The following is a 12,834-nucleotide window of genomic DNA, read 5'->3' on the forward strand; positions in this document are numbered from 1 at the left end:
AAGGTGCCCAACCCCTCATGCCCGAGCTGGTGTTCTTCTCCGGAACGATGGACTGCGGGAAGTCGACACTGGCTCTCCAGATCGAGCACAACCGCTCGGCGCGCGGACTGGCCGGCATGATCTTCACCCGCGACGACCGCGCGGGCGAGGGCAAGCTCTCCTCCCGCCTCGGCCTCGTCACCGACGCGGTCGAGGTCGGCGACGGCCAGGACCTGTACGCCCACGTCGTCGACCACCTCTCGCAGGGCGGGCGCGTGGACTACGTCATCGCGGACGAGGCGCAGTTCCTCGCGCCGGACCAGATCGACCAGCTCGCCCGCGTGGTCGACGACCTCGACGTCGACGTGTACGCCTTCGGCATCACCACCGACTTCCGCTCCAAGCTCTTCCCCGGCTCCCAGCGCCTGGTCGAACTCGCCGACCGGGTCGAGGTGCTCCAGGTCGAGGCCCTGTGCTGGTGCGGCGCCCGTGCCACGCACAACGCCCGGACCGTGGGCGGCGTCATGGTCGTCGAGGGCGCCCAGGTGGTCGTCGGTGACGTCGCCCAGTCCCCGGACGAGATCGGCTACGAGGTGCTGTGCCGCCGCCATCACCGCCGGCGGATGACGAGCGCCACCGCGAGGGCGGCGGCGCTGTCGCCCGACGTGCTGCCCGTCTCCCCCGGCTGACGCGCTCTCAGCGGGGGCGGCGCAGCAGCGTGAACCGCGCCCCCTCCGGATCCGCCACCGCCACCGTCCGGCCGCGCGGGGTGTCCCGGGGCGGTGCGAGGACGTGTCCGCCCAGGCCGGTGAGCAGTTCCACCGACGCCTCCGTGTCGGCCACCTCGAAGTACGTCATCCAGTGCGGACCCCGGTCGCGCGGCAGGGCGTCCCCGACGCCGCGGATGCCGGCGACGGGCCGGCCGTCGAGACGCAGGGTGACGTAGTCGCGGCCGGTGGAGGTCTCCGGGACCGGCTCGAAGCCGAACACCGACGCGTAGAACTTGGCGACGCTCGTCGACTCGTACGTCAGCAGCTCGTTCCACGCCGGCGTGCCGGGGACCCCGGCGACGGCCGTGCCCAGGTGCGCGGCCGCCTGCCAGACGCCGAAGACGGCACCCGCGGGGTCGGAACCGAGTGCCATGCGGCCCGCCTCGCCCGCGTCCAGGGGGCCGACACCGACCGTGCCGCCGCACCGGCCCACCGTTCCGGCGGTCCCGTTGACGTCGTCCGAGGCGAAGTACGGCGTCCAGGCGGTGGGAAGGTGCCGGTCCGGGGGGAGCTGTCCGATGCCGGCCACCTCGCGCCCGTCGAGCAGTGCCCGCGCGTACGGGCCCAGTTGCTGGGGGCCCGGCCGGAACTCCCAGCCGAACAGGGCCCGGTAGAAGTCGTGGGCGGCGGCCGGTCCGTGCACCATCAGACTCACCCAGCAGGGCGTGCCGGGCGTGCGCCGGGCGTTCGTCTCGCCGATCCGGCTGTCCGATCCCCGTGCGTCGGTCATCGTCACCCTCTTCTCGGCCCTCCTGGGGCCGTGCGTCCGCTTCCGCTCCGACGGGCCTGCGCGGCTTGCGCCCCGAAGCCGGTACCGGATCCGGTGCGGCGCTTGGGATGGGGTCGCGCTCGTGAGGCAGCCCGCCTGCCCGGGCAGTACAGCATGTGGCCGAACCCGTACGCCTCGTGATCGGTACTGTCCGGCGGGCAGAGTAGCCCGACATCGACGCCTCGGCCACTCGGTACGTCAGGATGGGGCCATGAACGCCATCATCTCCGCATCCGAACTGGTCGACGAGCTGGCGGGCGCCCACCCGCCCGTCCTCCTGGACGTCCGCTGGCAGTTGAGCACCGCGAAGGCGGCCGGTGCCCCGCCGTTCGACGGCCGGGCCGAGTACGAGGCCGGGCACCTGCCCGGTGCGGTCTACGTGGACCTGGACAGGGAACTCGCCTCCGCGCCCGGCGCGAACGGCAGGCACCCGCTGCCCGACATGGCGGAGTTCGGCGCGGCGATGCGCCGCGCGGGCGTGTCGCAGGGCCGCCAGGTCGTCGTCTACGACGGTGGGCAGGGGTGGGCGGCGGCCCGTGCCTGGTGGCTGCTGAGCTGGACAGGCCACCGGAACGTGCGAGTCCTGGACGGCGGGTTGACGGCCTGGGAGGCGCCGCTGTCGACGGAGGTCCCGACGCCGGCGGAGGGCGACTTCACGCCGGCGCCGGGCGCCGCGGGACTGCTGGACGCGGACCGGGCGGCCGCGCTGGCGCGGTCGGGCGTGCTGTTCGACGCCCGCGCGGGGGAGCGCTACCGCGGCGAGGTCGAGCCGATCGACCGGGTCGGCGGCCACATCCCCGGCGCCGTGTCCGCGCCCACGACCGCCAACGTGGCAGCCGACGGACGCTTCCTGCCGGCCGAGGAACTCCGGGCGCGGTTCACGTCCCTGGGCGCCACGGAGGACGGCGCGGTCGGCGTGTACTGCGGTTCGGGCGTGTCGGGCGCCCACGAGGTGCTCGCCCTGGCGGTGGCGGGCATTCCGGCGGCGCTGTACGTGGGTTCGTGGTCGGAGTGGTCGTCGGACCCCGACCGGCCCGTCGCGGTGGGACCGGAGCCGCAGTAGGGCACACGGCAGAGGCCGGGGGCCGCACCCGCACGGGCGCTGCCCCTGGCCTCTTCGGCCCGCCTCGGCGGAGCCGGTTACTCCTGCTTCTTGCGCCGCGTGCCGAACACGATCTCGTCCCAGCTCGGCACCGCCGCGCGGCGGCCCGGCCGGACGCCGTCGGCCTCGGCCTGGCGGTCGGTGGAACCGGTGAGACGGTCGCGGTGGCTGGCCACCGAGCGCGGCATGAGCACGTCCGCGTAGGCGGAACCGGCCGACGCCGCGGGCGCGGGGGGCTCCTCCACCTCGGGCTCCTCGACGGGCTCCTCCACCGGTTCCGGAGCGCGCTCGGGCACCACCAGGTCGCCGCGGAAGCTCGGTACGGCCTCCAACAGGCTGGTGAGCGAGTCGCGTTCGCGTTCGCCCGAGGCGGTGGCGGCGGTGTCCTCGGCCGGTTCGGACGGCGGCGGGGGCAGGCTCGGACGCTCCCGCTGCTCCCGGTCGAGGGTGCGGTCCAGCGGCCGGTCGCGCGGCAGCCGGGCGATGCGCGGCACGAACGGGAAGCTGGGCTCGGGCGCGGCGAGGTCGTCGGACTCGCCGATCAGCGCGCGTGCCTCCGAGTCGACGGCCTGGACGAGCCGTCTGGGCGGGTCGTACGTCCAGCTCGCCGAGTGGGGTTCGCCCGCGACCAGGTAGACCAGCAGGACCTCCCAGGTGCCGTCGTCGCGGCGCCAGGAGTCCCACTGCACGGTGTCCTTGTCGGCGCCGCGCAGCAGCAGCCGCTCCTGGACGGCCTCACCGAGGGGCGGACCGGAGTTCTCACCGGGGCGACGGACGGGCGTCTTGCGGGCCCGCTCCGCCATGAAGGCGCGCTCGGCCAGCACGGGGCCCTCGAAGCGCCGTACCCGGTCGACGGGGATGCCGGCCATCTGCGCGACCTCTTCCGCGGTCGCGCCGGCTCGTATACGCGCCTGGATGTCGCGGGGGCGGAGATGGCTCTCCACCTCGATCTCGATCTGGCCGAGGCGGGGACGGTCGCCGCGAACGGCGGCCCGGAGCCGCTCGTCGATCGGAAGCGTGTACTCCGTGCTGTCCGCAGCCTTCAGCACCAGCCGTGTGCCGTCATTCGAGACGGCCACGACACGCAGTTCGGGCATGGGGACCTCCCGGGTGGTGCCTGCCGACGTCACGTGCGTCGCTGCTTCCGCTCTGTCGAGTGTGGCCTGCCCGGGTGCAGCCTGCCACAACCTTGCCGAGTTGCCCGGCGTGTCGGGCACGGGCCCTGGATCGCCGTTATGGCACGGTTACCTGTTCGCAACGCTAAGTGACCAACTCCGTCACCCTGTGCAACTAGCCCCCTCCCGGCGGTCCTTCAAGGTGCCGGACACCCTGTCGGGAGACCGGCTCCAGGGCTCGCAACAGTACTCCATTCGGGCCACGTGCGTGGATTGGCACGCCGCCCAACTTCTGGCAAGAGGGACCGTCCGGCCGTCCCCGGCGCGATTTCCGCGATCTTGGACGTGGCGTACTTCACGCAATCACCAGAAACGGAACTAATGGTTTCGGCCGCGCGTCCCTTTGTCGTGCAGTTGATCGCTCCCGTGCCGGAAAGGAAGGCAAGGTCCGAGGATGCGTGAAAGGTCCGATGGCGCAGGTGAGGCGGACGTGAGTTCCAAGGGTGAGTCCAGGCGGATCGACCTGAGCGTGCCCCAGGTCGCGGGCAGCGCCCTGGCCGCGGTGGTGGCCGCCAAGCTCGCCTCCTCCTTCGGCGTCTACGGCACGATCGTCGGCGCCGGTCTGATCAGCGTCGTCGCCACCTGCGGGGGCTCGGTGCTCCAGCACTTCTTCAAGCGCACCGGGGAGCAGATCCGGGTGAAGCGCACCGTCGCCGCGGTACGGATCGGCGGGCGAACCGCCTCCGTTCCCGCCGCGGTGCCCGCCTCGGCGCAGGGGCCGTCTCCGGTTTCCGGCCCGGGGTCGGGCGCGGGCTCGGGCTCGGGCGGCTTCACCGAGGGGACCGTCTACCGCGCGAGGGCCAAGGGGTGGCGGCGCCCGGTGATCGCGGCGGCCCTCGTCTTCGGGATCACCATGGCCGGGATCACCGTGTACGAGGTCGCCTCCGGCCAGAACCTGAGCGGCGGCCGCAGCACCACTGTGGGGAGCGCCTTCACCGGGCACAACAAGTCGGCGCCCGATTCGGGCGATTCGGGCGAGTCCGGCGGCTCCGGCGGCTCCGGCGGCTCCCAAGACACGCAGGACGGCCGGGACCCGGGGAACTCCGGCGGCCCCACCGACCCCGGGTCCGGGAACGACGCCCCCGCGTCCACCCCCTCGGCGAGTCCGGACGGCGGCGCCGCCGAGGGCGGCGGTACGCAGGACGGGGGTACGGCCACGAGCCCGGCGCCCACCCCGGACGCCACGGGCGACGACGGCACCGGTGACACCGGAGCCCCCGACCCGGGAGCCTCGGCTACGACCCCAGCACCCGGCGCAAGTAGTCGTTCTGGAACAGACGGTCCGGGTCAAGACGGTCCCGCAGCGCCGTGAACTCGCCGAAGCGCGGATACACCCGGGAGAAGTACGCGGCGTCCCGGGTGTGGATCTTCCCCCAGTGAGGCCGGCCCTCGTGCGCGGTGAAGATGCGCTCGGCGGCGGTGAAGTACGCCTGGTAGGGCGTGCCCCGGAACATGTGCACGGCGATGTAAGCGCTGTCGCGGCCCGAGGCGGTGGACAGCGCGATGTCGTCGGCCGGGGCCGTGCGCACCTCGACCGGGAAGCTGATCCGCAGCCGTGAGCGGTCGACCATCGCCCTCAGCTCGCGCAGCGTCTCGACGACGGCCTCGCGCGGAACGGCGTACTCCATCTCCACGAACCGCACCCGGCGCGGGGATGTGAAGACCTTGTAGGGAGTGTCCGTGTACGTCCGCGCGGAGAGCGCCCTGCTGGAGACCCGGGCGATCGCCGGGATGGTGCCGGGCACCGCGCGGCCGACCCAGTTGGCCGCCTGGAAGACGCCGTTGGAGAGGAACTCGTCGTCCAGCCAGCCCTGGAACCGGCCCACGGGCTGCTCCGGACCGGCACTGCGGTTGTTGCGCTTGGTGTTGGTGCTGCCGGTGTGCGGGAACCAGTAGAACTCGAAGTGCTCGTTCTCCGACCAGAGCGCGTCGAAGTCGGACAGGACCCGGTCGAGGGGCATCGGCTCCTCGCGGGCCGTGAGCAGGAAGACCGGCTCCACCGCGAAGGTGATCGCCGTGACCACGCCCAGCGCCCCGAGACCGATCCGCGCGGCGGCGAACACCTCGGGGTTCTCGTCCTCGGAGCAGGTCAGCACCGAGCCGTCCGCCGTGACCAGCTCCAGGGCCCGGATCTGGGCGGCGATCGAGGCGGAGTCGCGGCCGGTGCCGTGGGTGCCGGTACTGGTGGCCCCGGAGACGGTCTGCTCCATGATGTCGCCCATGTTGGTCAGCGACAGGCCCTCCCGCGCGAGCGCCATGTTGAGCCTCTTGAGCGGGGTGCCGGCCTCGACCGTGACCGTCATGGCGTCGCGGTCAATACTGCGGATGCCCGTCAACAGGTGAGGGCGGATCAACAGACCGTCCGTCGCGGCTATCGACGTGAACGAGTGTCCCGTGCCGACCGCCTTGACCCGCAGCCCGTCCTCGGCCGCGCCGCGCACCGCGTCGGCCAGTTCGTCGACCGAGGCGGGAGCGACCTCCCGCGCGGGGCGCGCCGAGATGTTGCCGCCCCAGTTACGCCACGTGCCGTTCCGGCCGTTCGGCCGTCCGTTCGCCCTGCCGCTCACCGTGCGTGTGGTGCTCAACGGTCCCTCCCCGACGCGGTTCCGGCCGCTTGAGCCGGCGGTACCCGAGGAAACCGACCGCGACCGCGACGGCACCGGCCACCGCCGGAACCCCGTACCCGGCACGCGCCCCGGAGGCGTCGATCACCCAGCCGCCCGCGGAGGAGCCGAGCGCGACCCCGACCGCGAGTCCGGTACTCACCCAGGTCATGCCCTCGGTGAGCTGCGTGCGTGGTACGTGCTCTTCGATGAGGGACATCGTCGTGATCATCGTGGGAGCGATGGACAGACCCGCAACGAACAGCGCCACGGCCAGAAACGGCAGGTTCCCGACCAGTAGGAGGGGGATCATACTCACGGCCATCGCACACACGCCCAGAAGCCAGCGGCGTTCCGGCGGCCCGGCGAAGCGCAGCAGCCCGAAAATCATCGCGGCCGTGCACGAACCCGCCGCGTAGAGGGCGAGGACGAGGCTGGCGGCGGCCTTGTGCCCCTCCTCCTCGGCGAACGCCACGGTGACCACGTCGATGGCCCCGAAGATCGTCCCCGTGGCCGCGAAGGTGCCGACCAGGACCTGGAGGCCCCGGGAGCGCAGCGCCGTGCCGCCGCCCTTGTGCTCGCGCGGGTGCGGTTCGGGCTCGGTGGCGCGCTGCGAGGTCAGCCAGAACACGCCCGTCGCCAGGAAGCAGGCGGCGAGCAGCGGCCCGGCCTCCGGGAACCAGGCCGTGGACAGGCCGATGGAGATGATCGGGCCGAAGATGAAGCAGATCTCGTCCACCACGGACTCGAAGGAGTACGCGGTGTGCAGTTGCGGCGTGCCCCGGTACAGCGCAGCCCAGCGGGCCCGGACCATCGCACCGAGGCTCGGCACGCAGCCGATGCCCACACAGGCCACGAACAGCACCCAGTCCGGCCATCCGTAGTGCGCGGCCACCAGCAGCAGTGCCGCCGCGGTCAGCGACACCAGGGTCGCCGGGCGCAGCACCCGGCGCTGCCCGTACCGGTCCACCAGCCGGGAGACCTGCGGTCCCGCCACGGCGGCGGCCAGCGCGACGGTCGCCGACAGGGCCCCGGCCAGTCCGTACCGCCCCGTGAGCTGGGAGATCATCGTCACCACGCCGATGCCCATCATCGACAGCGGCATCCGGCCGAGGAAGCCCGCGGCGGAGAAGGCCCTGGTGCCGGGGGCGGCGAACAGGGCACGGTAGGGACTGGCCAACGAGGTCTCCGGACGGCTCGGCGACGGCGTGGTGGCGACTGGGTAAGGTGCGATCGCAGTCGATACAGCTTACTCGTCGTCGCGGCTGGAAACACCCCCTCGGACCTGGTGAAACGCACGGTCGGTGCCCCACCGTTTCCCCGCTGTCAGTGCCGGGTGGCAGGATCGAGACATGCCAGACGTGCTCGATGCCAGCCCCTACGACGCCCTGCTCCTGCTCTCGTTCGGCGGCCCGGAGGGCCCGGACGACGTGGTCCCGTTCCTGGAGAACGTGACCCGGGGACGCGGCATCCCCAAGGAACGCCTCAAGGAAGTCGGACAGCACTACTTCCTCTTCGGCGGGGTCAGCCCCATCAACGCCCAGAACCGCGCCCTGCTGGACGCCCTGCGCAAGGACTTCGCCGAGCACGGCCTGGACCTGCCGGTCTACTGGGGCAACCGCAACTGGGCGCCGTACCTGACCGACACGCTGCGCGAGATGGTCCGCGACGGCCGCCGGCGCATCCTGGTCCTCGCCACCAGCGCCTACGCGTCGTACTCGGGCTGCCGCCAGTACCGCGAGAACCTGGCGGAGGCGCTCGCCACCCTGGAGGCGGAGGGCCTGGAGCTGCCGAGGATCGACAAGCTCCGGCACTACTTCAACCACCCCGGCTTCGTCGAGCCCATGGTCGACGGGGTCGTCCGCTCCCTCGCCGAACTGCCCGAGGAGGTCCGGGACGGCGCGCACATCGCGTTCTGCACCCACTCGATCCCCAACTCGGCCGCCGACACCTCCGGCCCCGTCGAGGAGCACGGCGACGGCGGGGCGTACGTGCGCCAGCACCTGGACGTGGCGGAGCTGATCGCGGACGCGGTGCGCGAGCGCACCGGCGTCGACCACCCCTGGCAGCTCGTGTACCAGTCGCGCTCGGGCGCGCCGCACATCCCGTGGCTGGAGCCCGACATCTGCGACCACCTGGAGGAGCGGCACGCGGCCGGTGTCCCCGCCGTGGTCATGGCCCCCATCGGGTTCGTCTCCGACCACATGGAGGTCCTGTACGACCTCGACACGGAGGCCACCGCCAAGGCCGAGGAGCTGGGGCTTCCGGTGCGCCGCTCGGCCACCGTGGGCGCCGACCCGCGGTTCGCCGCGGCCGTCCGCGACCTGGTCCTGGAGCGTGCGGGCGACGAGCGCGGACAGGAGGTCGCGCCGTGTGCCCTCGGCGCGCTCGGCGCGAGCCACAACCTGTGCCCGGTCGGCTGCTGCCCCGCCCGTGCCCCCCGCCCCGCCGCCGCGGGCGCCGACAGCCCCTACGCGTGAGGAGTCCCGTGACCGACGTGAAGCCCGACCCGCTCCATGCCGAGCTGCTGACGATCGCCCAGGAGGCCGCCGGGCGCGCGGGCGAGCTGCTGCGGGACGGTCGCCCGGCCGACCTCGCGGTCGCCGCCACCAAGTCCAGCCCGATCGACGTGGTCACCGAGATGGACATCGCGGCGGAGAAGCTGATCACCGGGCTGATCGCCGACCGCCGCCCCGACGACGGCTTCCTCGGCGAGGAGGGCGCCGCCGCGGAGGGCACCAGCGGTGTCCGGTGGGTCATCGACCCGCTCGACGGCACGGTGAACTACCTGTACGGACTGCCCACCTGGGCGGTCTCCGTCGCCGCCGAGCAGGACGGCGAGCGGGTGGCCGGCGTGGTCGTGGCCCCGATGCGGGGCGAGACGTACCAGGCGGTGCTGGGCGGCGGAGCCTGGGCGACGGGTGCCTGGGAGGGGGAACGCAGGCTCGCCTGCCGGTCCGCGGCCCCGCTGGACCAGGCCCTGGTCTCCACCGGCTTCAACTACGTCGCCGACGTCCGCGCGGAACAGGCCGAGATCGCGCGTCGGCTGATTCCGCTGGTCCGCGACATCCGGCGCGGCGGCTCGGCCGCCATCGACCTGTGCGACGTGGCCGCGGGACGCCTGGACGGCTACTACGAGCGGGGCCTGCACCCCTGGGACCTCGCGGCGGGCGACCTGATCGCCCGGGAGGCGGGCGCGCTGACCGGCGGACGCCCCGGTGAGCGCCCCACCGGCACCCTGGCCATCGCCGCCACCCCGGCCGTCTTCGAACCGCTCCAGCGGCTCTTGACGGACTTCGGAGCGTAGGTCTCCGGCGATCGGACGGACGAGGGGGCGCCGGTGCGTGCGGGGGAGCGCCGTCGGCGCCGCGCGGGCCACGCCCGGGGCGGGGCCCGCGACAGCCCCTGAGGGGAGGGACGCAGTCCTCGGGCACGGGCCGCGCAGCCCCCGAGGCACGGGCCCGCCCCGGCCGGCCGTGCCGCCCTCCCCCTTGCTCCCGCCTTGCCCCGCGCGGTCGGCGTCGGCCGTCGCGCCCCGGCAGGCCCCGCGACCGCCTCCGGGCGCCCACCGCCGGACGGCACGCACACGGCGAGGCCCCGGCGCTGGATCCCGCCGGGGCCTCGTCCTCCGTGGGCCGGTCAGGCGTTGGTCGCGCTGACCTCCACACCGTGCTCGGCAGCGAGACGGCGCAGATCGTCGAGCTCGCCCAGCTCCACCTCGACGAGGAACTCGTCGCCCTCGTCGCGGGCCCGGGAGAGGTCGGACTCCGTCGTCTTTATGCGCTGCAGAAGTCCTGCGGTGAAAGCGTCCATGCTGCGCCCCCTCGTCCTGGGTCGTGGGTCGTTGGCACGGGGGTGTGCCGATCGGAAGGGACGATCACGTCTCCGGTGGAGTGCCCAGCGCTGCCCCACCGGGCGGCGACGGTGCCGGACACCCACGCCCGCTCTGCGGAAGCGGACCGCGGCGTACCGCGCGGTAACGCGGTACAGGCAGAGCGTGATCGCGGGGTGTAAAGCCGTCCTCCCCCTGCTCCCCTTCGCGGAAACCTCAACCGCGCGAGAAAATCCCGCATTCCCGCTTCCGCAGCCTTTTCGCACCCGTCTTCGTCACCGGCCCCTCACTCGGCTTACAGCCGACTTATGGCCGAAAAGGGCAGGATGGAGGCAACACCCACCAGACCCCTGCCCCCGTGCGTCCGAGAAGCGCTACGCGGGTGGACACAGGAAGGACAAGCGACGTGCGCGTACTCGTCGTCGAGGACGAGCAACTGCTCGCCGATGCGGTGGCCACCGGACTGCGCCGGGAGGCCATGGCCGTCGACGTCGTGTACGACGGTGCGGCCGCCCTGGAGCGCATCGGCGTCAACGACTACGACGTGGTCGTCCTCGACCGCGACCTCCCCCTCGTGCACGGCGACGACGTGTGCCGCAAGATCGTCGAGCTGGGCATGCCCACGCGCGTGCTCATGCTCACGGCCTCCGGCGACGTCAGCGACCGGGTCGAGGGCCTGGAGATCGGCGCCGACGACTACCTGCCCAAGCCCTTCGCGTTCAGCGAGCTGATCGCCCGCGTGCGCGCCCTGGGCCGGCGCACCAGCGTGCCCCTGCCGCCCGTGCTGGAGCGGGCCGGGATCAAGCTCGACCCCAACCGCCGCGAGGTCTTCCGCGACGGCAAGGAGGTTCAGCTCGCGCCCAAGGAGTTCGCCGTGCTCGAGGTCCTCATGCGCAGCGAGGGCGCCGTGGTCTCCGCCGAGCAGCTGCTGGAGAAGGCCTGGGACGAGAACACCGACCCGTTCACCAACGTCGTGCGCGTGACCGTCATGACCCTGCGCCGCAAGCTGGGCGAGCCGCCCGTCATCGTCACCGTCCCCGGCTCCGGGTACCGGATCTGACCGGCCGTGGCGACGACACCCGCGCCCCCCGGGGCGCCCCCCAAACCCACGTGGGACCCGCGCTCGGCCACCCCCCTGCCGTGGCTGCGGCCCACCATCCGGATAAGGCTCACGCTGCTGTACGGCGGCATGTTCCTGATCGCCGGCATCCTGCTGCTGTCGATCATCTACCTGCTCGCCGCCCAGGCGGTGCGCACCGGCAACGAACCGCTGTACAAGATCGTCGACTTCACCGACCTCAAGGTCTCCAGCAGCACCTGCCCCGTGGTCGACAACGGCGGCCTGTCGCTGTCGGACTTCAACGCGGCGATCAGCGAGTGCATGGACCACCAGCGCAAGGTGGCCCTGGACAACCTGCTCAGCCGCTCCCTGCTGGCGCTGCTCGGCCTCGCCGTGATCGCCTTCGCCTTCGGCTACGCCATGGCCGGCCGCGTCCTGTCCCCGCTGGGCCGGATCACCCGCACCGCGCGCGCGGTGGCGGGCTCCGACCTCTCCCGCCGGATCGAGCTGGACGGCCCGGACGACGAGCTCAAGGAGCTGGCGGACACCTTCGACGACATGCTGGAGCGGCTGCAGCGGGCCTTCACCGCCCAGCAGCGCTTCGTCGGCAACGCCTCCCACGAGCTGCGCACGCCCCTGGCGATCAACCGCACCCTCCTGGAGGTGCACCTGTCCGACCCGGGCGCCCCGGTGGAGCTCCAGCAGCTCGGCAAGACCCTGCTGGCGACCAACGAACGCAGCGAGCAGCTCGTCGAGGGACTGCTGCTGCTGGCCCGCAGCGACAATCAGATCGTCGAGCGCAAACCGGTGGACCTCGCCGAGGTGGCCGGCCAGGCCATCGACCAGGTGCACGCCGAGGCCGAGAGCAAGGGCGTGGAGCTGCGCGGCACCCGCGAGGCCGCGGTGGTCCAGGGCAACGGCGTCCTGCTGGAGCGCATCGCCCTGAACCTCGTCCAGAACGCCGTGCGCTACAACGTGGCGGAACAGGGCTGGGTGGAGGTCACCACGGCCGTGGAGGGCGGACAGGCGGTCCTGGTGGTCACGAACACGGGCCCGGTCGTCCCCGCGTACGAGGTGGACAACCTCTTCGAGCCGTTCCGGCGGCTGCGCACCGAGCGGACGGGCAGTGACAAGGGCGTCGGGCTCGGTCTGTCCATCGCGCGGTCCGTGGCCCGGGCGCACGGCGGGCACATCTACGCCCAGCCGCGCGAGGGCGGAGGGCTTGTGATGCGCGTGACGCTGCCCATCTGAGATCATGACCCCGACATCTCACCGAGACCCGAGGATGTTCGCTTTGAGCGGAATTTCCAGGCCGCCGGCCCGGAAGTCGCGTGTGTGATCGATCACAACGAAGGCTTTCCCGCCCTCCACTCTCCGTGATCATGCACCCTGGCGGAAAGCCGGGAAAATCCCGGTTTTCGGGGGTCCGGATCACGGGAAGTACACGGTGAGACGCCTTTGGCGTGCGGCATTCGGACCGTGTACGGTCCCCATCGCCATCCAAGCCGATCACTCATGAGAGGTCCGGTTGGGTGTCGATTGAG

General features: G+C 72.6%; 12 protein-coding genes. 7 read left to right on the forward strand and 5 right to left on the reverse strand.

The window, feature by feature from the left end:
- Window positions 1–17: 17 nt before the first annotated feature.
- Entirely contained in the window at window positions 18–668 is a 651-nt protein-coding gene (locus tag Sdi02f_RS29250; protein ID WP_030402576.1) for a thymidine kinase, read from the forward strand.
- 7 nt (window positions 669–675) lie between these two features.
- Here Sdi02f_RS29250 and Sdi02f_RS29255 read toward each other — a convergent pair whose 3' ends face one another.
- Entirely contained in the window at window positions 676–1,479 is an 804-nt protein-coding gene (locus tag Sdi02f_RS29255; RefSeq protein WP_108934308.1) for a VOC family protein, read from the reverse strand.
- A gap of 250 nt (window positions 1,480–1,729) precedes the next feature.
- Here Sdi02f_RS29255 and Sdi02f_RS29260 point away from each other — a divergent pair, with 250 nt between their 5' ends.
- Window positions 1,730–2,581: a sulfurtransferase gene (locus Sdi02f_RS29260; RefSeq protein ID WP_108934309.1), complete on the forward strand. Its 852-nt coding sequence runs from the start codon at window positions 1,730–1,732 to the stop codon at window positions 2,579–2,581.
- A 77-nt stretch (window positions 2,582–2,658) separates the two neighbouring features.
- Here the strand turns inward: Sdi02f_RS29260 and sepH are convergent, their stop codons facing one another.
- Entirely contained in the window at window positions 2,659–3,717 is a 1,059-nt protein-coding gene (gene sepH / locus Sdi02f_RS29265) for a septation protein SepH (RefSeq protein ID WP_031184970.1), read from the reverse strand.
- A 472-nt stretch (window positions 3,718–4,189) separates the two neighbouring features.
- On the opposite strand from sepH, the gene Sdi02f_RS29270 reads away from it, so the two are divergent.
- Window positions 4,190–5,107: a hypothetical protein gene (locus Sdi02f_RS29270; protein ID WP_108934310.1), complete on the forward strand. Its 918-nt coding sequence runs from the start codon at window positions 4,190–4,192 to the stop codon at window positions 5,105–5,107.
- Here the strand turns inward: Sdi02f_RS29270 and Sdi02f_RS29275 are convergent.
- Entirely contained in the window at window positions 5,031–6,380 is a 1,350-nt protein-coding gene (locus Sdi02f_RS29275) for a D-arabinono-1,4-lactone oxidase (RefSeq protein ID WP_108934311.1), read from the reverse strand. The two genes, Sdi02f_RS29270 and Sdi02f_RS29275, sit on opposite strands and share 77 nt — an antisense overlap.
- Complete coding sequence (locus tag Sdi02f_RS29280) at window positions 6,310–7,578, reverse strand: MFS transporter (RefSeq protein WP_108934312.1); 1,269 nt, start codon at window positions 7,576–7,578, stop codon at window positions 6,310–6,312. Before Sdi02f_RS29280 ends, Sdi02f_RS29275 begins: the two co-directional genes overlap by 71 nt.
- A 172-nt stretch (window positions 7,579–7,750) precedes the next feature.
- Between Sdi02f_RS29280 and Sdi02f_RS29285 the strand changes: the two genes are divergently transcribed.
- Window positions 7,751–8,878, forward strand: a complete 1,128-nt coding sequence (locus Sdi02f_RS29285; RefSeq protein ID WP_053637977.1) for a ferrochelatase — start codon at window positions 7,751–7,753, stop codon at window positions 8,876–8,878.
- A gap of 8 nt (window positions 8,879–8,886) precedes the next feature.
- Entirely contained in the window at window positions 8,887–9,705 is an 819-nt protein-coding gene (locus Sdi02f_RS29290; RefSeq protein ID WP_030402568.1) for an inositol monophosphatase family protein, read from the forward strand.
- Window positions 9,706–10,037: 332 nt separating this feature from the next.
- Here the strand turns inward: Sdi02f_RS29290 and Sdi02f_RS35980 are convergent, their stop codons facing one another.
- Window positions 10,038–10,211 carry a hypothetical protein gene (locus Sdi02f_RS35980; protein ID WP_007387792.1) on the reverse strand — a complete coding sequence of 58 codons (174 nt, stop codon included), beginning with the start codon at window positions 10,209–10,211 and terminating at the stop codon, window positions 10,038–10,040.
- Window positions 10,212–10,636: 425 nt separating this feature from the next.
- On the opposite strand from Sdi02f_RS35980, the gene Sdi02f_RS29300 reads away from it, so the two are divergent.
- Together Sdi02f_RS29300 and Sdi02f_RS29305 are read left to right on the forward strand one after the other, a co-directional pair.
- Window positions 10,637–11,290: a response regulator transcription factor gene (locus Sdi02f_RS29300; RefSeq protein WP_003993508.1), complete on the forward strand. Its 654-nt coding sequence runs from the start codon at window positions 10,637–10,639 to the stop codon at window positions 11,288–11,290.
- Between the two features lie 6 nt (window positions 11,291–11,296).
- Complete coding sequence (locus Sdi02f_RS29305) at window positions 11,297–12,541, forward strand: sensor histidine kinase (protein WP_030402567.1); 1,245 nt, start codon at window positions 11,297–11,299, stop codon at window positions 12,539–12,541.
- Window positions 12,542–12,834 lie beyond the last annotated feature (293 nt).

Source organism: Streptomyces ardesiacus, assembly GCF_003112575.1.
Classification (GTDB): domain Bacteria; phylum Actinomycetota; class Actinomycetes; order Streptomycetales; family Streptomycetaceae; genus Streptomyces; species Streptomyces ardesiacus.